Below are 20,869 nucleotides of genomic sequence, written 5' to 3'. Positions count from 1 at the left end.
ACGCCACCGCGTCCGCTGGGCGCGGTGGCGTTACTTTTTGCAGCCCTCAAGGCTTAACTGCGTACGCTGGGCCGCCACGAATGGCGCACGCCGGATTCGGTCGTCTGGGAAGTCTCTTCTACCCCGGCCTCGAAGCAGACGGCGGGATTGAACGGCGTCTCGTCCGCGTCGGAGACAACGCCACTCGCTAAGAGCAGCAGCGCCTCGTCGCTCGCCGCAGGGCTCAACCGTAGCGGGTCTCTCTGGATTTCCGTGCGGATCGACGGCTCCGGCGGTCGCATGGCGGGAGCATAGATTTCACGGCCACCGGGCCGCGGCGTCGCGGCGACGTCTTGGCTCGGTGACACCGCCCCCCGCATCGCAGGTACGTATCGCTCACGGGCGACGCGCTGCGGCATCTCTCGCATAGAGTTGGCGGCTTCCTGCTCGGCAAGGAACTCGGTCAGCACGGCCAGACCCGCTTCACCTGTCGGCAAATCGATAGTATCGATCGAGTCAGCGGGACTCGTCAGCTGATGAGAGCTGACCTGTGTCGCCGAGATCGCGATCAGCGTATCGCCAACGCGAACCGAGCGTAGGATCGGGGACTCGTGTTCGATGAGGGCGAGCTTCTCAATGCCGTCGGCGACATCGACCGAGAGGACCAGCAGGCCGCCTTCGCCCGGCTCGTAAAGTGCTTCCGTGCCCCCCCAACTGTACTGGCCCTCGATCGGAAGGGTCAGGACGCCCGCGTCGGCATAGTAGGCGGTCGCGTGATGATCGCCGTCGCCTTCGATCCCCTGGTGGCCCGTGACTGTCGATGTCGTATTTCGACCGCCATCGATCGAGTAGCGATGCAGCAGCGTTGGGTCTGTAAGGTCGGTGACGTCGAAGATCGAGACCTGCATCTCCTCGTAGTAACCCGAGTGGATGTCGGCGCCACGGCCAATCCCGAGCAGATATCCCTCGCCGATCGGATGGAGGTAGTCCGAGTACCCCGGGATCTTCAACTCCCCTTCGACAACCGGCGCGGTCGGGTCGCTGAGGTCGATCGTGAAGAGCGGGTCGACCACCCGGAAGGTGACCACATACGCCGTTTCACCCACGAAGCGGACGGAGTGCAACTCTTCGCCGGGCGCCAGCCCACTCACAGAACCGACGACAACCAGCTCGTCGCCCTGCTGTTGGAGGATCAAGAGGGCTTGGCCCTCGGAGCCATTGCTGGTGGTGACAACGCGGAGGTATCCGTCGTACTCATCGACGGCAAACTGATTAAGAAGGGTTCCTGAGAACGTTCCCGTCGCATCCTCATGGATAGCGCCATCGTCGCCGAAGGAGAACTTGGTGACCTGGGTTGCGGGAGGGAAATACGCGCCGGTTGCCCAAATGCCGTTCGAGTTGTGGGTCGGCATCTTCTCGAAGACGTACAAATTGTCGCCGTCGGCATACACCGTCGTGGCGCCGGACGTGCGGATGGTTTCGGTGTCGGACGGCCCCTCTGCGTCATCTAGCACGTCGAACGTCGAAATCGTCGTGCGGACCCGCCACCTCGACGTGCCGTTGAGTTTGAAGGGATCGGCAGGAATCTCGATGTCCATCGGATCGACGAGCAACCCCTCGCTGATCACCTCGCCATCGACCGACAGCGTCCGGTAGGTCGGCGTCCATTCGGCGAGGACGCGGTCAACGTACTCTTCAAGCGACTCGTATTGATAAGTCATCGCCTGGGGGCGCCAGTCATCGATGACGAAGAGACCGTCGATAACCCGCATCGGCTGGATCGCTACCGTCGCTGGCTCGAGTTCCGTCGCGAAGTCAACCCCTATCACATCGATTGCCGTGACGAGTTGGATCGCCGGCGCGCTGTAACGAGGCGGCGGCAAGTAGCCGCCACCCGATTGTTGCGTCACGAGCCGTAATTCGCCGTCCACCATCCGTGACGAGACGAGCGAGCCATCAATCTCGGTCTGCTCGACCTGTGTCGGCGCTTCGCGATCGCTGACATCGAGCACCGTTACGGTCACCGTCGGCTTTCCCGTGTTGTACCCATAGCTGTGCGTACTCCACCGGAGCGAGCTCAGACCAGGCGATCCGGAGGCGCCGGTGGAGACGAGGGTGAGTCGATCGCCGGTCAGATAGATGCCCGCCGGCGTTTCGCCCAGTTGCACGCGCGACGCGACCGAGAGATTCTCGGGGTCGCGGATGTCGATGATCACCAGCTCGCTGCCGGCAACCATGTAGAGGAACTCGCCATCGGTCTCGACGAGGTCCGCTTCGTCAACGCCTTCGACCTGAACATTCGTCTGGTCGGCAACGGCCATCAGGGTCATGGCGTCTCTGAGTACCGTCGCTTCGATCGTGATGCCGTCGAAATTGACGAACCCTCCATCGTTGTCGTTGAAGTAGTAAGGCGGACGCTCCAGCGTGGACCCGAATAACTCGCCGTACTGGGCTGTCGCTTGCTCGGTGATCCACTGACGCAAGTCGTCGAGCGACGCGAAGGTGGCCGCGGCCGGCGCCGGTGTCTGCACGAGCTCGTCCGCAACCGGCGTAGCGCCCAGCCCGTCAGCGCTCATCATGGCTCGAGATTCGAGACTTTCGACACTGCGAAAGCGGAATGTGCGACGACTGCGGCGGCTTTTCATCGAAGAGAACCCCAGGGGACCGAATCGCCGTCGCCTGATTCGCGACGACCGCCTCGGGTCCCTAGGCCGTTCAAGAGTCAGAGCCGTCACGCACAATCCCCGGAATTCTTTCTCCGTGAGTGTTGGACGTGTCAGCAATGGCGCGCCGCTTGTTAACCACCAGCTCACGCCCGTGCCGCAGCGCAAACCCTCGGAATGACCCCAGCGCCAACGTCACTCCGAGGCCCTTAGACAAGAGCGTCTGACGTTCTTGTGCGGACGGCGACTGCCGATTTAGCCCACCGCCTAGAGCCGGTGGTCTTTGGTCTCAACGCCGGCGATACGTCGCTGCGGTGGCGATCAGGCTCAGCGCCGCGACGATTGATGTTGGCTCGGGGACGATTTGGCCGCGGATCTCGCCGCTCGTGTTCTGGGCCGTGTGGATGTTGAAGTAGAGCCGTCCTGCAAACAACTCGCCGACTAGCATGTCGGTCAACGGATTGGACGCGTCATCATAACGCCAGTCACCCGTGAAGACGCCGGAGGTCGTTCCGACTGCGGCAGCGATGTTGTCCAGGCCATGAACGACGGGACCGTTCATCCCGGCGGCAGCGTTATGGATGTGCGCTCCCGGCGGATTGACGATCGGACTCAGTAGATCCGAGTAGCTGAGTGAGTAAGTCGCCACCCAAGCCCCAGGGCCGCCCGTTAGGTCCAACGTCCCGATGCCGGTTGCCGGGGTGGCTACCGGCCCAACTTCTTGATCGCCAGACAAGAACGCCGGAAAGCTCTGTGCCGCAGCGAGTGAGCCCGACAAGGCCGTCATGCCACAAACCAGCACCGAGGCCAAAACAAGACGATGTCGCATGGTGGACTCCTTGATGTTGTTGAGAAGAGGGACACCAAGCGTACGGCTGTTCTATCCTTTTGGATTCACCGAGATCAACGTTTAGCTTTGCGGCGAACAGGTAAAATCATTCGCCGTGCCGACTCCCTACCTCCAATGGGTGGCGCCAACGCAGCTAGGTGGCTGCAGAATGGCTGCACAAAGAGTCCCGCCTGGGGTAGGCCACAGCATCGATTCTAAGGGCCCTAGCAGCCCCGCTGCTGCACGCGTAGCCCTCCTGGCTCTCAATGACGGGGGTCGCGTGAAGACGCGACAGCGAGCCTCTCAGCGGCTCGGCGCGGGGGTCGCTATTTCTGGGCTGTTCGTGGCCTTCTAGCGGCTTTCTGCTTGTAATTAGCCAGAGCGTTTCACTTGAGCTGGTCTGGCTGTTGGCGCCGCGCAGCAACACAAGTCTTGCCGTCAGCCCTACCCCACACCGTGGGCAATTCAAGGCACGCGCTAAGCGGTCACCGTGTCGCGGCGGCGGGGTTCGAGCGCCTTGGTGTTGCGCTCGACGCCCAGGATGATCGTCCGCTGGTGCATGCCGTCGGCGCTGCTGGCGACGACGGGGATCACTTGGCGGCGGTCGGGGAACGGCAGCTTCACCGCGAACGCCCCGTCCTCACGCACCACGACCGGCTCGCCCTGGATCGTCAGGTGCGTGTGCGGCGCCGTCGAGCCGCGGACGACGAGCTCGGCGTCGATCTGCACGTCCAGCTGCGCGCCATCGGTGCGGGCCTCGGTCGCTGTGAAGCGGGTTTCGGTCGGCCGGCCCAGCGGGCGACGCAGCCGCTCCTCGAGCGCTTGGCGGAGCTCCTGGCTCGGGCCGTCGGCCGAGTAGCCGCCCGACAGGGCGAACACCCGGTCCGCGTTGCGGGCCACGTCGGTCCAGGCGTGCTCGCCGACTTCATCGACACTCGCCTCGGGCGTCTGCACCTCGTTGCTGCGGGCGATGCTGTAGAAGCCCCCCGACAGATCGAGGTAGCCGATCTCCGCGCGGAACCGCCCCGGCGGGTCGGTGACATCGACGTACCAGTGATTGACGCCGCCGTGGACCTTGACCTGACGGACGCCGCCGACCGCGCCGTCGTCGCCGAGCTTACCGAGTCGGAGTACCGGCTGCGCGCCATGCCAGTGCTGACCCAAGGCCGTCCGCGCCCGGGTGACGCTGCTGGGAGTGACCTCCCAGGTGACCTGGAGCCAGTAGGGGTCGCGCACCAGCAGCAACAGTCGATCGGCGCCGGCGGTCGGCGTGGCGGTGCTGAGGTCCTGCAAGCGGGCGCGTTGGCGCTGCATCTCGGCCAACTGCTTCTGCGCGGCGGTGGGCTTGGGGCGGCTGGCGGCGGCGCGGGCCCGTTCGGCCCGATTGGCGAGGGCCTCGGCCGCCTCACGGTCCGTCTGTCTGGGACGCGGGAGGGCGTTCTCTTGGACCCCGGCGGCCGCCAGGGCCTCGATCAGCTCGTCCTTCCGCATCGAGTGCCATTTGGCGAAGCCACGCTGGCGCGCCATCTGAGCGAGGTCTTTGGCGGTGTAGGACCGCAGCTTGGAAGAGTTCATATCTTGGCCAATCGGGCGGATGGCGCCGGGCTAGCAACCGCAAAGGCGTGTATCGATAGCGCGGGAAGGAGAGACCTTCACGATACGCTAGATGGGGTGTTTACGCAACTTATTCCCGACGTGGCAAAGAGGGCTTGTGATCACCCCTAAACGCTTATCCAGAAACGATTTGCGTCGCAATGGAGCCGCCGTCGCCGCGAACGCCCCTCCTGCGTCGGGTGACCCGCCTTCGGGCCCTGTCGCCCCCCACCACACACCCTTGAATGATCATAAACCCTTTCCATTAAAGGCTTTATCCGATCATTGCGAAGGCGATGGAAACTTTGTGAAAAATTGCACGAATTGAATCTGCGCCCGTTGACGATTGCTAGTCCGGCGGGCACGATGTGCGGTCTCACGAGCAATCGGTGGCAGCACAGGAAGTGTTCAGCACCCCCAGATTGACTCCCGAGACGCCCTTCCGCCCCCCCCTCCGCAGGGGTTGGCGATTCCCGATGACCACCACCGCCCTCGACCGCAACACGCTACTCGGCGTCGCCCCCATCCTGGTGGCCGGCGCGATTGTGCTGCCCGCGGCGGCGATCTTTGGTGGCCCCACGGCGGCGGTCGTCGCGGCCTGCGGCGTGTGTGCGACCTTCGCGATCTACGTTGTCGCCGAGTCGATCGCCAAGCTGTCCCGGATCGAACGACCGCTCGAGAGGATGCTGCTGACGATGGGCGTCCGCGGGATGCTAGCCGCGATCGCCGTGCTGGCGAGCATCGCCACCAGCGGCGTTGAGCCCAAGGTCATCGCCCTGGTCGCCGTGCCGCTCTACCTGAGCCTGATCGCGGGCGAGGGGATCGCTGCAACGACGTTAGGTCAACGGTCTTTGGCGGCGCCGAAGCCGGACCGACCCGCCGCCCTGGAAAGGAACTGATCCGCCGATGGCCGCTGGAAAGAACCCGCTGTCTCCCGAGGTGCTCTTCGAGCACGTTCAGGACGCGCCGTACTTCCACGTGCCGCGTGGGATGGCGCCGGAAGGCTCCGACGGCCACCTCTATCTACCCCAGCCGCTGGCGACGCCTCTATCGACCGCGAAGCCTAGCGACGACCACGATCACGACCACGACCATGACGCCGCCGCCGTCGGTGGAGATCATCACGACGGCGGACATCACGGCCATGTCGAGTACAAGCCCGTCGTCGAACTGAAGACGGGCGTCTCGGTTCTGGACAAGTCGCTCTTGCCGATGGACTTCGTCTTCACGAAGTTCATGGTGATCGAGCTGTTGGTGCTGGTGATCAGCGTGCTGCTGTTCGGCTGGCTGGCGACCAGGATCAAGGCCGGCTCTGCCGCCAAGGGCTGGTTCGCCAACCTGCTCGAGACCTTCTTGCTGTTTATCCGCGACGAAGTGGCCCGCCCGACCATCGGCGAGCACGACGCCGACGATTACCTGCCGTTCTTGTGGACGGTGTTCTTCTTTGTGCTGGGCTGTAACCTGTTCGGCATGTTGCCGTGGTTCGGCTCGCCGACGGCGTCGCTCGCCGTGACAGGAGCGATGGCGTTCCTAACGTTCATCACCGTCGCTGGGGTCGGCATCAGCAAGTACGGGTTCGCGGGCTTCCTGAAGGCCCAGGTGCCCCACATGGATTTGCCGACGCCCATCGCCGTTTTCCTTGTCCCGATGATTTTCTTAATTGAAATGTTCGGCCTGTTTGTTAAGCACGGCGTGCTTGCTGTGCGTTTGCTCGCCAACATGCTTGCTGGCCACATCGTGCTGGCAGTGATCATCGGCTTCATCAGCTACACGGCCGCCTCGGTCGTGTGGTGGGGCGTCATGCCCGCAAGCATTCTAGGCGGCACTGCACTGAGTCTTCTTGAGTTGTTCGTCGCCTTCCTACAGGCATACATCTTCGTGTTCTTGTCCTCGCTGTTTATTGGATCGGTCGTGCATCCGCACTGACCTCAGAAACGGCAGAAGACGCTTTACTCAAAGTGGGAGATCCAACTGTGGCTAACCTGATCCGTATCGCCTGCTTAACGCTGGCCGTCTTGTCGCTACCCTCGGTCGGGTTCGCTCAAGAAGCCGACGACGAGGCAGCGCAGCTCATCCACGATCGTCAGGTCGAGGTCACCGAAGCGCAGACCAACGGCTACAGCCGTATGGGTCTTGGCATTGGCGCCGGGCTTGTGATCTTGGGCGCCGGCCTCGGTATCGGTCGCATCGGCGGCCAAGCGGTTGAAGGCATGAGCCGTCAGCCCGAAGTCGCCAGCAGCATTCAGACGGGCATGATCATCGCTGCCGCCCTCATTGAAGGCGCCGCGTTCTTCGCCCTGATTGTGCTTGGCTTCATCATCTCTTGAATCGGTCGAGTCGCTTCGGAAACGGCCGGCTGGACACACTCCGGCCGGCCGTAACGGAGCAGGCCCCATGCAATTGAGTAGCTGGTAAGAACCATGATGAAGGCTCGACTATTTCTGTTCTCGTTGCCGATGCTAATGTCGGCTAGCGCAGCGCAGGCGGCTGAGGGGTCTACCGACCCACTGGCGACCGATCCCGACTTGGCGATTTGGACGTTCGTCGTCTTCCTCGCCATGCTCGCGATCCTCAGCCAAGTGGCTTGGAAGCCGATCATGGAGGCGCTGAAGGCCCGGGAGGACAACATCACCGGGGCGATCGCCGCGGCGCAGCGTCAGCACGACGAGGCCAAGGCCTTGCTGGCGGAGCACCAGGCAAAGATCGCCGGCGCCGCCGACCAAGTCCGGGAGATGCTCGCCGAGGCGCACCGCGACGCCGAGACGACCATCGCCAAGGCCAAGGCCGACGCCAAGGCCGAGTTCGACGCCGAGCGTGAGCGGGCCACCCGCGACATCGAGCAGGCCAAGGACGCCGCCGTCCGCGCCCTGGCCGAACGGACCGCCGGCTTGGCGATCGACCTCGCCGGCCGCGTGGTGAAGCAAGAGATCACCCCGGCCCGCCAGAGCGAGATCGTCCGCGAAGCCCTCGGCCGCTTCGGCGGCAATGGTCCCAGCGCCAACTGATTGTCTCGCTCGCAGTTCCCTCAGCCCCTTCGCCCCTCAACCCCTAGCCCTTCTCCCATGGCAACGGAATCCCGCGCACCGAAGCACGAGACCGTCATGGACGTGACGGCCGAGCGGATCGCGCGGACGTACGCCCAGGGCTTCCTCGGGGCGGCGGGCGACGACGAGTCGGTTGTCGCCGACCTCGAAGCGGTCCAGGCCGAGGTCTTCGCCCAGCACCCGCAGTTCGCCGAAGCGATGCGATCGGCGTTTGTCGATCACGACGTGCGGGTCGGCATGATCGACCGGGTGCTCGGCGGACGAGTGGCGCCGGTGGTGGTGACGCTGCTGAAGGTGCTGAGCGATCACGATCGGATGGAGCTGGTCGGCGAAGTCGCCCGTCAAGCCCGCAAGTTGTACGAAGAATCTAACAACCGCGCCCGGGTCGTGATCCGTCTGGCGCACGCGGTCGATGACGGTTTGCTCAAAGAGATCGAGGACACGATCCGCCAGGCGTCCGGCTTTGAGCCGATCGTCTCGGTCGAGATCGACCCCGATCTGGTCGGCGGCCTGGAGGTGCGGGTCGGCGACAAGGTCTACGATGGTTCGGTCCGCACCGCGTTCGCGAAGGCACACAAAGCGATCGTCAACCAGACGGTCGCCGCGATTGAATCCCAACCGCAGCGTTTCACGCTGGCGGACTGAAAAGCGATTAACCACAGAGTCACGGAGAACACAGAGATAAGCACTGAGTAGGTTCCGGGGAAAATCGGCACGAGTCCTATCGTTGAACTCGGTGCTTCCCTCCGTGTCCTCAGTGCCTCTGTGGTGAATTTATAGAGGCCAAAGGCCGCCCGGAGAAACGCGATGAAGTTCAACAGCGACGAGATCGCTTCGGTCATCCAGCAAGAGATCGCCAACTACAGCGCTCAGGTCGACGTCCGTGAGGTCGGTCGGGTGCTGGAGGTCGGCGACGGCATCGCCCGGGTCTACGGCCTGAAGGGCGTGATGGCCGGCGAGATGGTCGAGTTCGCCAGCGGCGTGACCGGCCTGGCGTTCAACCTCGAAGAGAACTCGGTCGGTGTGATCATTCTCGGCGACTACCTCAAGATCAACGAGGGCGAGGAGGTCAAGACGACCGGCCAGCTGCTCTCGGTGCCGGTCGGCGACGAACTCTTGGGCCGCGTGGTGAACGCGCTCGGCGAACCGCTCGACGGCAAGGGCCCGGTCAACACCAGCAAGCGCCGCCCCGTCGAGGTCATCGCCACGGGCGTGTCGGAGCGCCAGCCGGTCGGCGAGCCGATGCAGACGGGCATCAAGGCCGTCGACGCGATGACGCCGATCGGTCGCGGCCAGCGTCAGCTGATCATCGGCGACCGCAAGACGGGCAAGACCGCCGTCGCCATCGACGCGATCATCAACCAGAAGTCTTCCGGCGTGAAGTGCTTCTACGTCGCGGTCGGTCAGAAGGAATCGACCGTCGCCGGCATCGTCGAGAAGCTCCGCGACTCTGGCGCCATGGACTACACGACGGTCATCGTCGCCGGCGCCAGCGACCCGGCGCCGCTGCAGTACATCGCCCCCTACTCGGGGACGGCGATGGCCGAGGAGTACATGTTCAACGGCGGCCACGCGCTGGTGGTTTACGACGACCTCTCGAAGCAAGCCGTCGCCTACCGTGAGCTGTCGCTGCTGATGCGGCGTCCGCCGGGGCGTGAGGCGTTCCCGGGTGACGTGTTCTACTGCCACAGCCGCCTCTTGGAGCGTTCGGCCAAGCTGTCCGACGCGCTGGGCGGTGGTTCGATCACCGCGTTGCCGATCATCGAGACGCTCGAAGGCGAAGTGTCCGCTTACATTCCCACCAACGTCATCTCGATCACGGACGGCCAGATCTACCTGCAACCGGACCTGTTCTTCCGCGGCGTGAAGCCGGCGATGAACGCCGGTATCTCGGTGAGCCGCGTCGGCGGCGCCGCCCAGATCAAGGCGATGAAGAAGGTGGCGGGCGGTCTGCGTCTGGACCTCGCGGCGTTCCGCGAACTCGAGGCGTTCGCGCAGCTCGGCACCGAGCTCGACCCAGCCACGCAGGGCAAGCTCGACCGCGGTTACCGCATGGTCGAGCTGCTCAAGCAGGGCCAGTACTCGCCGCTGGCGACCGAGGACGAGGTGCTGCTGATCCTCGCCGGCACCCAGGGCTACCTGGACGACGTCGCCGTGAGCGACGTGCTGGCGTTCGAGAAGCAGTTCCTCACGTTCCTGCATGACCAGAAGCCCGAGATCGGCGCCGAGATCCGCGACAAGAAGGACATCAGCCCCGAACTCTCCGAGACCATCAAGAACGCGATCGCCGAGTTCAAGCTCCAGTTCCAGGCGCCGTCGAAGGCGACCGCCCCGGCGCTGGCAGGCGCTTAGGTATTGCGGATAGCGGATTGGGGATTGCGGATTCCGTAGTCCCTGGCCGCGTCCGATCATCAATCCGCAATCCGAAATCCCCAATCCGCAATGGCCAACCCCCGTCAACTCGACAAGCGACGCAAGTCCGTCAAGAACATCCGCAAGATTACGCGGACGATGGAATTGATCGCGACGGCGCGCTTCAAGAAGGCGATGGACCGCGCGTCGGCGGCGACGGCCTACACGGACCGCGTCACGCAGCTCGTGTCGGACCTGATGAAGTCGGGCCTCACGGTCAGCCACCCGCTGCTCGAGAAACGTGAGAAGACCCAGAACGCCACGCTGCTGGTGCTCACCGCCAACCGTGGTCTGTGCGGCGGCTTCAACGGCAACCTGATCCGCGCCGGCCTGCGGCAGTGGGACGTGCTGGAGACGGTCGCCGACAACGTCACCCTCGAGGTCAGCGGCAAGCGTGGCGTCGGCGGCATGAAGTACCGCGGCCTCACCGCCAGCCAGCAGTTTCTCCACTTCGAAGACAAGCCCCGTTACGACGAGGTCGAGGTCATCGCCCAGCGCTACCTCAACGCTTACGCGGCCGGCGAACTCGACCGCCTCGACGTGGTCTACACCCGCTTCATCAACCCGGCCAAGCAAGTCGTGGCGGTCGAGACGCTGCTGCCGCTAGGGTCGCTCCTCGGCGACGCCGGCGAATCCAGCAGCGAAGCCAGTAGCGAGGAAGCCGCGGCCGGTTCGATCTACGAGTTCCTGCCGTCGCCCAAGAGCATCCTCGAAGAGGTCGTGCCGACAAGCTTCAAGGTGAAGCTCTTCAAGTGCTTCCTCGACTCGGCCGTGAGCGAGCAGATCGCCCGCCGCATCGCGATGAAGGCCGCGACCGAGAACGCCGACGACCTGATCAAGTCGCTCAGCATGCAGTACAACCGCGCCCGCCAAGGCCGCATCACTAACGAGTTGATGGACCTCATCGGCGGCGTGAACGCGATAAGTTAGTTGGGAGGCGCTGGGCGCTAGTCGCTAGGCGTGAGTACCGACAAGAGACCGAACAACCACAACCGCGTCCTAGCGAGAACTAGCGCCTCACAACCAGCGCCTAGCGCCTCAAGCATGTCTACCGCTACACAAAACATCGGTCACATCACCCAAGTCATCGGTTCGACGTTCGACGTCGTGTTCCCCGAGGACCAGCTGCCGGCGATCTACAACGCCGTCCGCATCGAGACCGAGACCAAGGGCGTCTCGATCAAACTGACCGGCGAGGTGCAGCAGCAGCTCGGCGGCGGCCGCGTGCGGTGCGTCGCGCTGGGCTCGACCGACGGCCTGGTCCGCGGCGCCGAGGTGCTCGACACGGGCGGCCCCGTGTCGGTCCCCGTGGGTATCGAAACGCTCGGCCGCGTGTTCAACGTCACCGGTGACACGATCGACGGTCGTGGCCCCTGCAACGCCGCCCAGCGCTGGCCGATCCACCGCGACGCGCCGGAACTCAAGGACCTGACGACCGACACGCAGATCTTCGAGACGGGCATCAAGGTCGTGGACTTGCTGACGCCGTTCGTCCGTGGCGGTAAGGCCGGTCTGTTCGGCGGCGCCGGCCTGGGCAAGACGGTGATCCTCACCGAGTTGATCGCCCGTATCGCCACGCAGCACGGCGGTTACTCGGTCTTCGCGGGCGTCGGCGAACGGACCCGTGAAGGGACCGACCTCTGGCTCGAAATGCAGGAAGCCAAGATCGGCGACACCGGCAAGAGCGTCATCGACCAGACCTGCATGGTGTTCGGTCAGATGAACGAGCCGCCGGGGTCGCGTCTCCGCGTCGCGCTGTCGGCGCTGACGATGGCCGAGTACTTCCGCGACGAGACGGGCGCCGACACGCTGCTGTTCGTCGATAACATCTTCCGCTTCTCGCAAGCGGGTTCGGAGGTGTCGGCTCTCTTGGGCCGGATGCCTTCGGCGGTGGGTTACCAGCCGACCCTCGCCAGCGAGATGGGCGCCCTGCAAGAGCGGATCGCCTCGACGACGAAGGGCGCCATTACTTCGGTGCAGGCCGTGTACGTCCCGGCGGACGACCCGACCGACCCGGCGCCAGCGACCGCGTTCGGCCAGCTCGACGCGTTCCTCTACCTCGAGCGCTCGATCTCCGAGAAGGGCATCTACCCGGCGGTGGACCCGCTGGCGTCGTCGTCGCGGATCCTCGACCCGCAGTACGTCGGTCAGGAGCACTACGACGCGGCCCGCCGCGTGCAGACCACGCTCCAGCGTTACCGCGAGCTGCAAGACATCATCGCGATCCTCGGTGTCGATGAGCTGTCCGAAGAGGACAAGCAGGTCGTGCACCGCGCCCGCCGCATGGAGCGGTTCCTGTCGCAGCCGTTCTACGTGGCCGAAGTCTTCACCGGCAAGCCGGGCGAGTTCACGTCGATCGCCGACACGATCCGCAGCTTCAACGAGATCTACGAAGGCAAGTGGGACCACCTGCCCGAAAGCGCGTTCATGTACGTCGGCGCGATCGAGCAGGCCGAGGCGCAGTGGAAGAAGAGTCAGAAGTAGTGAGTGGGCAGTCGGCGGTGAGCAGTGGGCAGTCAGATGCCGACTGCTTCGCAGCCAGCTAGCGATTGACCGTTGAGTAAATTATGGCCGCTTCTGAGATGACCGTCACCGTTGTCACGCCCGAACAGACCGTCCTCGAGACGACGTCTTCCAGCGTGGTGCTGCCGCTGTTTGACGGCGAGGTGGGCATCCTCCGCGGCCACGCCCCGATGATCGGCCGCCTCGGCTTCGGCGAGATGCGGCTCACGACCCCCGCGGGAACAACGACGCTGTACGTCGATGGCGGCTTCGTTCAGATCGCCGACAACGTGGTCAACGTGATGACCAACCGCGCGATGCCGGCCGCCGAGATCAACGCCGCCGCCGCCGAGGAGCAGCTCAAGGCCGCCCTCACCCAAACCGCCAGCGGCGAAGAGAGCATCGCCTCGCGTCAACGCACGCTGGATCAAGCCCGCGCGCAGCTGCGGCTGGCGAAGAAGGGCCGTTAACTCAGCGACTAGACTTGAGTAGCCGACTGCAAGAACCGTTCTTACGCGACGTGGTCGCTTCATTCAGGGCGACCTCGCAACGGCTTGTCGCGAAAGTCGAAGCGGCTAAAGATCAGGATTGTAAGTCAATAATTGACCAAGAACTGGCCGGATTATTTCACGGTCTGCTTGTAATCCTAGACGGCGGCAGTGCTCTGGCTGACGAAGGTCTGATTGCCATTGTTGACGAGGACGGCGTGTCTTTTGACCGCGGCCTTCATGAAACGTATCTTTTTTATTGGCAGGCTGTGGACAAAGTGCCGCATCGGCATGAGTGAAGCCGGCTCCTCAAATAAAGTACGTGATCTGCGTCAACAACATCGACTACGCGCCTCTGTGGAAGTGCGTAAGCCCTACGAGTTGCTGCCGGACGAAGACGCGGCTCAGAACGGTTAACTTCGTGTGATCGACGAGGGCGGCGAGGATTACCTTTATCCCGTCGGCTATTTTGTCAGTGTCGAACTTCCTGCCGATGTCGAGAAGTCGATTGCCAGCGACGGCGTGATAGTCATCACGGCGTCGCCCAGGCCAGGGCGCCGATCACCGGCGCGTCGTCGCCGCAGACGCTGAACTCGAGTCGGTCGAGGTCGCGGAAGCCCTCTAGGGCGTGCTCGTGGTAGGCTGTCTCGGCAATCTTGCGGTAGCGCTCGCGGAGCTCCGGGGCGAGGTCGCAGACGCCGCCGCCGATCACCAAGCGGTCGTAGTCGCCCAGGTAGTTCGCGCACAGAAGCGCTATTCCCAACGCCCGCGCCTGGTCGTCGAACAACTGTCTGGCGAGCGGGTCGCCCGCGGCGGCGAGCTCACGGAGTTTTTTGGCTTTTTGCTTTACGGTTCCTTCGGCATTGTTCAGCGGGTGGTCGCGCCATTCGTCGAGCGACAGGCAGTGCCCGAGCTGGTGCGCGAGCCCGGTGAGGGAGATCGCCGATTCGGCGGTCGCCAGGGCGTTGCCGACACGCAGCTCGCGATACTGCGCGTGGCGGAAGGCGTATTCGGGGAGCAAGATATGGCCGAAGTGACCGGCGCGGCCCTGGCGGCCGCGGATCGGCTGGCCGTCGATCACGGCGCCACCCCCCAGTCCCGTGCCGACGATTACCATAAAGAGCGAGGTGAGTTCTTCCTCGCGCAGCGAGTCGGCGGGGAGGCGATCCCATTGCACCGACCGGCTGCGGACCATGTACTCCCCGTAGGCCGCGGCCTGGCCGTCGCCGATGTAGCGGACGCTGATCTCCGGGGCGTGTCGTTGGAACCCCTTCTCAAGCTCGGCGCGAATCGGGAACTGGTCCCAGTGCTCGACCTTCAGGTTCGGCGTCATGTGCAGAACGCCGTCGTGCGACGCCGGCCCGGGCGTCGCCAGTCCGACCGTCGCGATGTCCGAGAGCGACAAGCCAACGCGGCCTGCTTCGGCAGCCGCTTGCTCGACAATCGCCTCGATGACGGGCGCTGGTCCCTCGTCGGGTGACGTGGGAAACTGACCGCTGACCGCGATCACCCGGCGAACTTCGTCACCGATAGCAAGCGTACTGGTAGTTCCGCCGATGTCGACGCCGAGATAGTGGGGCATTGCTTTTCCGTTGGATAAGGGGGGGGCATTGATTGTCAGCGAATCCCCCGAGTTCAGCCTAGCCCCATGATCTAGCCAAGCCCAATATCGTAGCCAAGCCCCGTGACCTAGTACTCGTGTTCGGTCCGTTGCGCTTGGGCACGGCGTCGTCTTCGCAGTAGAATCTGCCGCCCTATTAACCCCCGCCAATGCCGATGCCTTCGCTTGAGACGCCTTTCTTCGACCGCCTCGCCGCCGCCATCCTTGCCAAGCGTAGCCCGCTGATGGTGGGGCTCGATCCGCGGTGGCAGCAGTTGCCGGAGGGGTTGCGCCCGGCGGATGGCGCTTCGCTGACGGAGGTCGCCGAGGCGTTTCGCGCACACTCTTGTGGCGTGATCGACGCGGTCGCGGACCTGACACCAATCATCAAACCGCAGGCGGCGTTCTTTGAGCAGCTCGGCCCGGCGGGCATGACGGCGCTGGCGGCGGTGATCGACCATGCCCACGCGGCGGGTTTGTTGGTGTGCATCGATGGCAAACGCAACGACATTGGCTCGACCGCCGAGGCGTACGCCGACGGCTGGCTTGGCGCCACGAGCCCTTGGAAGGGCGACGCGCTGACGGTGAGCCCCTACCTCGGCGACGACAGCCTTGAGCCCTTCACCAACATCGCGGCCGAACGCGGCTGCGGCGTCTTCATCCTCGTGAAGACCTCGAACCCGGGCGGCGGGCTCTTCCAAGATCAGCAGTCGGGCGGTCAGCCGCTCTATCGACAAGTCGGCAACTATGTCGATTCGATCGCCAAAGCAACCGTAGGCGAGTGTGGTTACGGCGTCGCCGGCGCCGTTGTCGGAGCGACCTATCCCGAACAACTCGCCAAACTCCGCGCCGCGATGCCGCACACGTGGTTCCTCGTGCCCGGCTTCGGAGCTCAGGGCGGCGCGGCGACCGATGTGGCGGGCGGCTTCGACGCCAAGGGCCTCGGCGCCGTGGTCAACAGCTCACGCGGCGTGATCTTCGCCTACGAGAAACGCCCCCACGCCGACGGCTGGCAGGCCGCCGTCCGCGTCGCCGCCGAAGAAGCGGTGCAGCAACTTCGCGAAGTCATGCCTGGATGAAGAATGTCCAATGACCAATGAGTTGGGCGCGGCCGCTCCCCCGGTTATTGGGGCTTGGTCATTGGGTTTTCTGCGTCAGCGAGCAGCGGCTTTGCCGGGCACGCGCGGGTCGCGCACTGCGGTAAGTTTGCCGTCGTCGTTGCGGATGACGCCTTGCGAGACGCCGCCCGAGCCGAGCGTGCCAATCGTGTGGCCCTTCTTTTGTAGTGGAAGCGCGTCACCGAGTGGCGTGGCGTCTTCGAAGCTTAGCTCGTCGGGGCGCCACTGGTGGTGCCAGCGGGGCTGGGCGATCGCGTCGGCGAGCGAGAGCTTGGCGTCGACGACGCCGATAATCGCCAGCAGCACTTGGGTGATGATCTTCGGTCCCCCGGCTGCGCCAACCGTCATCAATGGCTCGCCAGTTTGATCAAGAACGATCGTCGGGCTCATACTCGACAGCGGTCGCTTGCCGGGGGCGACGCTGTTGTTTTCCATGCCCACGAGGCCGAACGCATTGGGCACGCCGGGCTGGGCAGAGAAGTCGTCCATCTCGTTGTTTAGCACGACGCCCGTCCCCGGCACGATCACCTTTGAGCCGAACGTGGTGTTCACCGTTGCTGTGATCGCCACCCACCAGCCCTTACTGTCGGCGGCGGCGATGTGCGTGGTGTGCCGCCCGAACAGGTCCTGGCGCCATTGCGGCGGCGTTCCCTGCCCTTCGACAGCGGTCGATTTATTCGGGTCGATCTTCTTCGACAAGCCCGCGATGTAATCGGCGTCGATCAGCCCCCGCGGCACGTCCACAAAGTCCGAATCGCCGAGCCAATAGGCCCGGTCGGCGAAGGCCAGCTTCATCGCTTCGGCCACGAGGTGGATCGCGTTGGAACGGTCCTTCTTGAACGCCGCAGCAAGATCGAACGGCTCAAGCATCCCCAGCATCTGCGCGACGTGGACGCCGCCGCTGCTCGGGGGCGGGAAGCCGACAATCGTCAGCCCACGGTACTTCGAGACGATCGGCGTCCGTTTCTTTGCCTCGTAGGCGGCGAAGTCGTCGGCGGTGAGCACGCCGGCGTTCTCCGCCATCCACGCGCCAACGCGCTGCGCCACGGGGCCGCGGTAGAAGTAGTCGGTCCCTTCGCGCGCGACGCCTTCGAAGGTCTTGGCTAGGTCGGGTTGCTTGAGCACGTACCCGACAGGGTGCGGATTGCCCTCGGCGTCGAGGAGCTGAGCCTTCGTGCCGGGGAAGCGGCGAAGCGACTTCGTGACGGACTTCAGCCGATTCAAGTAGGTCCGGTTGAGCGTGAAACCATCTCGTGCCGCTTCGAGGCCCGGTTGGAGAAGGCGTGAGAGAGGCTTTGAGCCACACTCTTCGAGCGCCATCGCATACGCCGCCAGCGCGCCGGGCGTGGCGACCGCTAACGGCCCAACCTGACTCAACTCGGGGTCTGCCTTGCCGTCGCGGATGAACATGTCGCGGCTCGCGGCGGCAGGCGCCATCTCGCGGCCATCGATCGCAATCAGTTCCCCCTCGGGCGAGCGAATCAGAATCAGGCAGCCACCGCCGATCCCAGAGTTGAAGTTATCAACGACACTGAGCGTGAGGGCGGCGCAAATAGCGGCGTCAACAGCATTCCCCCCTTCGGCGTAGACGCCCATCGCTCCGTCGGTTGCGATCGGATGCACGGAAGCAACGGCGTAGTCGCTCCCCGTCGCGGTGAACTCGGCAGGCTCAGCGCCCACCATGACCGACGCGGTCAACAGACATGTGCTCAGCAGGAGCGAAAAAAGACGCGACTCGGCTGCGGGATGTTTCATCGGAGCAATCACTAAGCGGCAGAGGGATAGTGGGCCTCAATTCGAATCGGCAAGCAGCAAGCGAACTTACCAATCGTGCAGTGCTTCGGCACACCGCATCATCGCCAGAGCGGCCGCCCGATGCGATCCTCAATCCTCCGCAGGAGACTCTTCGATTCCGTCGCCGTCGGCTTTCGCCAACCAAGCGAAGAGGCGTTCGAGCTGCGAAATGTCGGCGGGCTTCACCATGTGCTCGTCGAACCCCGCCTCAAGAGCCGTTTCGCGGTCAGTCGCCTGGCCGTAGCCGGTCATCGCGACGATATAGACTCCGTCGGCGTCGTGACGCGAGCGGAGGCGCCGCACCAACTCGTAGCCCGACATGCCGGGCATCGAGATGTCCGAGAAGACGACCTCGGGCCTGGACTCGCTGAAACGCCGCAGCGCCTCCTCGCCCCCTTCGGCGCCCTCGACGCGATGCCCCATCTTCTCCAACAGCTTCGACAAGACGATCCGTAGCGGCGCTTGGTCTTCGACAATCAGCACCTTGAAGGAGCGGCCGAACCCGGCCTGCTTGTTGGCGGCGTCGTGCGTCGCCGCTTGGGGCTGGTTGGAGAGCGGCAAGGTAACGGTGAACACACTGCCGCGCCCGCGGCCTTCGCTTTGGGCCGAGACCGTGCCGCCGTGCATCTCGACGAACGATTTCACCAGCGTCAGCCCGATGCCGAGACCCGCGGTGCCGCGTTCGAGCGACTGCTCGAGCTGCGAGAACATCTGAAAGATGCTCTCGAGCTTGCCGGGCTCGATGCCGACGCCGTTGTCGCGGACCTCGATAACGGCGTTGTCTTCGCTCGCCCGTACGAGCAACTCGATCTGACAGCCGGCGCCGCTGTACTTGGCGGCGTTATTGAGGAGGTTCGACAGCACCTGCGTGAGCCGGGCGTGGTCGGCATAGACGACGAGGCTGTCGGCCAGATACTCCACACGCAGCCGCTGGCCGTTCTCTTCGATCAGCGTCGAAGCCGCCTCGACGGCCGCGTCGATCGCTGATTTTAAATCGACATGTTCCTTCCGGAGGGCGATCTTGCCGCGGCTGATACGCGACACGTCCATCAGGTCGTCGATCAAATGGACCAACTGCTCGACCTGCCGGGCCATCGTCAGGCGGAGAGACTCGACCTCGGGGTCGAGCGGCGACATGCCGAGCAACTGCACGGCGTTCTTGATCGGCGCCAGCGGGTTGCGCAGCTCGTGGGCGAGCGTCGCCAGGAACTCGTTCTTCCGTCGGTCCGCCTCGATCAGGTCAGCCGTCATCCGGGAGAGCGTCTGCTCATTGAGCTTGCGGTCGGTGATGTCGGCGATCGTGCCATCGAAGCTCACAATCTGCCGTTCGCCGTCTTGTTCTTTGAAGTGGGCGGCGCCCTTGGCGCTGAGCCAACGGACCGCGCCGTCGGGGTGGACGACACGATACTCTTGGGCATAAGGAGCCGGCTCATCCGCTCGTGTCGCTGCCGCGACAGCGCGCCGGATCCCCTCGCGGTCGTCGGGATGAATTGCTGCGAAAGCCGCCTCGTAGTCAAGAGCCTTCTCCGAGCCTGTAAACAAGCGCCAGAACCGCTCGTCAGCTACTAGCTCGTTGGTTGCTGGGTTGATATTCCATGCCCCCAGCTCAGCGGCATCCATCGCCAATCGATACCGCTCTTCGGCCGCGCGCAGGTTGCCGAGGGCGGCCTCGAGGTTCCTCACGTCAAGCGAGCGTTGCTGGGCGGCCTCTTCGAGCATCCGCTCGGTGTCGCGGCGATCGGCGACGTCGCGGAACACAAGGACGACGCCGCGGATACTCTCATCATCGCCGCGGATTGGCGCCGCGCTATCGTCGATCGGCGTCTCCGTACCATCGCGATTGATGAGCAGGGTGTGGTTTGCAAGACCGACAATCACGCCCTCTCTCAAGGCGCGCGTGGCGGGGTTTTCGACCGTCTGGCGCGAGGTCTCGTTGATGATGACGAAGACGTCTTCGAGGGGTAAACCCCGGGCTTCAGGGGTGGTCCAACCCGTGAGCCCCTCCGCGACAGCGTTGAGGAAGGTGACGCGTCCCCTCTCGTCGGTCGCGATCACGCCGTCGCCAATGCTCGAGAGCGTCACCCGTAGGTCGTCGCGTGCGGCCTGGATCGCCAGGGCAGCTCGCAGTGATCGTCGTCGGCTGTGCTGCAAGAGATAGATGACGCCGCCCACCAGCAGCAGCGCGGTGGCGGTCGAAATAACCGAGGTTGCCAACCCATTCGCGTACGAGCGATTCGCAATATCTTCGGCTTTATCGATCTGGCGGGTTTCCGATTTACGGAATTCGGCGACCGTGCGACGGATCTTGTCCATCGTCCGCAGGCCAACATTGGTCTGAACCTCGGCGACTGCGGCTTCTCGTCCGTCTTCCTTTATGACACGGACTACCTGTTCCATCTCGCTCAGCTTCGTATCGACGAGATCGCGTAGCACGAGTAGCAGTTCGTCGTGCCGCGTGTCATCGATAACGTCGGCTTCGAGATCACTAAAGATCTGATCAAAGCGAGGGACGGTCGTTTGATAGGGGACCAGATAAAGCTCGTCCTCGGTGAACAAGTATCCCCGATGCGAGCTCTCCGCCTCAGTGAGCGCGGACAACATCTCTTCGAGCTTAATCAGCACTCGCTTACTGGCGCGGATACCCAGACGCGTCTGCTGCATCAGCTGGAAGTTCTTCACTTCCATCACACCGTTGACGATCAGCGCGGTGATCGTCAACGCCACCAGCACCGGCTCAACGAAGCGCCGGGGGCGCAGCTCTTGATCGATTGAAGACTTTGCAGCCATGCAAGGGAGGCGAGAGGGGGCGCCGTCCGCGGCGCTATAGCGAGGGATTCACCAACCCGT

Annotated in this window: 17 protein-coding genes; 11 read left to right on the top strand and 6 right to left on the bottom strand. The window is 64.1% G+C overall.

Translation table 11 applies throughout. The features are described from left to right. Positions 1–53: 53 nt before the first annotated feature. The 3 genes from Spa11_RS08500 to Spa11_RS08490 all read right to left on the bottom strand — a co-directional run bounded on the left by Spa11_RS08500 (position 54) and on the right by Spa11_RS08490 (position 5,046). A complete protein-coding gene (locus Spa11_RS08500) occupies positions 54–2,558 on the bottom strand; it encodes a beta-propeller domain-containing protein (RefSeq protein ID WP_197529842.1) in 2,505 nt (834 codons plus the stop codon). 373 nt (positions 2,559–2,931) lie between these two features. Next, entirely contained in the window at positions 2,932–3,471 is a 540-nt protein-coding gene (locus Spa11_RS08495; protein WP_145110730.1) for a CHRD domain-containing protein, read from the bottom strand. 477 nt (positions 3,472–3,948) lie between these two features. Beyond that, a complete protein-coding gene (locus Spa11_RS08490; RefSeq protein WP_145110727.1) occupies positions 3,949–5,046 on the bottom strand; it encodes a DUF4912 domain-containing protein in 1,098 nt (365 codons plus the stop codon). A 494-nt stretch (positions 5,047–5,540) separates the two neighbouring features. On the opposite strand from Spa11_RS08490, the gene Spa11_RS08485 reads away from it, so the two are divergent. The 10 genes from Spa11_RS08485 (at position 5,541) to Spa11_RS08440 (ending at position 13,809) form a co-directional block, all read left to right on the top strand. Beyond that, positions 5,541–5,963 (top strand): hypothetical protein, encoded by a 423-nt coding sequence (locus Spa11_RS08485; protein ID WP_145110724.1) that lies wholly within the window; start codon positions 5,541–5,543, stop codon positions 5,961–5,963. A gap of 7 nt (positions 5,964–5,970) precedes the next feature. Then, on the top strand, positions 5,971–6,990 hold the full coding sequence (atpB, locus tag Spa11_RS08480; protein WP_145110720.1) for a F0F1 ATP synthase subunit A: 1,020 nt from the start codon (positions 5,971–5,973) through the stop codon (positions 6,988–6,990). Positions 6,991–7,037: 47 nt separating this feature from the next. After that, positions 7,038–7,391: an ATP synthase F0 subunit C gene (locus tag Spa11_RS23590; RefSeq protein ID WP_391503319.1), complete on the top strand. Its 354-nt coding sequence runs from the start codon at positions 7,038–7,040 to the stop codon at positions 7,389–7,391. 93 nt (positions 7,392–7,484) lie between these two features. Further along, a complete protein-coding gene (gene atpF, locus Spa11_RS08470) occupies positions 7,485–8,069 on the top strand; it encodes a F0F1 ATP synthase subunit B (RefSeq protein ID WP_145110717.1) in 585 nt (194 codons plus the stop codon). A 57-nt stretch (positions 8,070–8,126) separates the two neighbouring features. Continuing rightward, positions 8,127–8,753, top strand: coding sequence for an ATP synthase F1 subunit delta (gene atpH / locus Spa11_RS08465; RefSeq protein WP_145110715.1), 627 nt, complete (start codon positions 8,127–8,129; stop codon positions 8,751–8,753). A gap of 162 nt (positions 8,754–8,915) precedes the next feature. Continuing rightward, a complete protein-coding gene (atpA, locus tag Spa11_RS08460) occupies positions 8,916–10,460 on the top strand; it encodes a F0F1 ATP synthase subunit alpha (RefSeq protein ID WP_145110712.1) in 1,545 nt (514 codons plus the stop codon). 90 nt (positions 10,461–10,550) lie between these two features. Next, the gene (gene atpG, locus Spa11_RS08455) at positions 10,551–11,450 is read left to right on the top strand and encodes an ATP synthase F1 subunit gamma (protein WP_145110709.1); all 900 of its coding nucleotides are present in this window, start codon (positions 10,551–10,553) and stop codon (positions 11,448–11,450) included. Positions 11,451–11,564: 114 nt separating this feature from the next. Then, entirely contained in the window at positions 11,565–13,004 is a 1,440-nt protein-coding gene (gene atpD / locus Spa11_RS08450; RefSeq protein WP_145110706.1) for a F0F1 ATP synthase subunit beta, read from the top strand. An 83-nt stretch (positions 13,005–13,087) separates the two neighbouring features. Then, positions 13,088–13,492, top strand: a complete 405-nt coding sequence (gene atpC / locus Spa11_RS08445) for an ATP synthase F1 subunit epsilon (RefSeq protein WP_145110703.1) — start codon at positions 13,088–13,090, stop codon at positions 13,490–13,492. Positions 13,493–13,506: 14 nt separating this feature from the next. After that, positions 13,507–13,809: a hypothetical protein gene (locus Spa11_RS08440; RefSeq protein ID WP_145110700.1), complete on the top strand. Its 303-nt coding sequence runs from the start codon at positions 13,507–13,509 to the stop codon at positions 13,807–13,809. Positions 13,810–14,042: 233 nt separating this feature from the next. On the opposite strand, the gene Spa11_RS08430 is transcribed toward Spa11_RS08440, so the two are convergent. Further along, complete coding sequence (locus Spa11_RS08430) at positions 14,043–15,092, bottom strand: ROK family protein (protein WP_145110697.1); 1,050 nt, start codon at positions 15,090–15,092, stop codon at positions 14,043–14,045. A 188-nt stretch (positions 15,093–15,280) separates the two neighbouring features. On the opposite strand from Spa11_RS08430, the gene pyrF reads away from it, so the two are divergent. Next, entirely contained in the window at positions 15,281–16,189 is a 909-nt protein-coding gene (gene pyrF / locus Spa11_RS08425; protein WP_145110694.1) for an orotidine-5'-phosphate decarboxylase, read from the top strand. Positions 16,190–16,264: 75 nt separating this feature from the next. Here pyrF and ggt read toward each other — a convergent pair whose 3' ends face one another. Next, complete coding sequence (gene ggt, locus Spa11_RS08420) at positions 16,265–17,983, bottom strand: gamma-glutamyltransferase (protein WP_145110691.1); 1,719 nt, start codon at positions 17,981–17,983, stop codon at positions 16,265–16,267. A gap of 129 nt (positions 17,984–18,112) precedes the next feature. Beyond that, entirely contained in the window at positions 18,113–20,809 is a 2,697-nt protein-coding gene (locus Spa11_RS08415; RefSeq protein ID WP_145110688.1) for a CHASE3 domain-containing protein, read from the bottom strand. Between the last annotated feature and the right edge of the window lie 60 nt (positions 20,810–20,869).

This window comes from Botrimarina mediterranea, from assembly GCF_007753265.1.
Taxonomy (GTDB): domain Bacteria; phylum Planctomycetota; class Planctomycetia; order Pirellulales; family Lacipirellulaceae; genus Botrimarina; species Botrimarina mediterranea.
The sequence above is the reverse complement of the archived record's forward strand: the minus strand, read 5'-3'. Positions and strand labels throughout refer to the sequence as shown.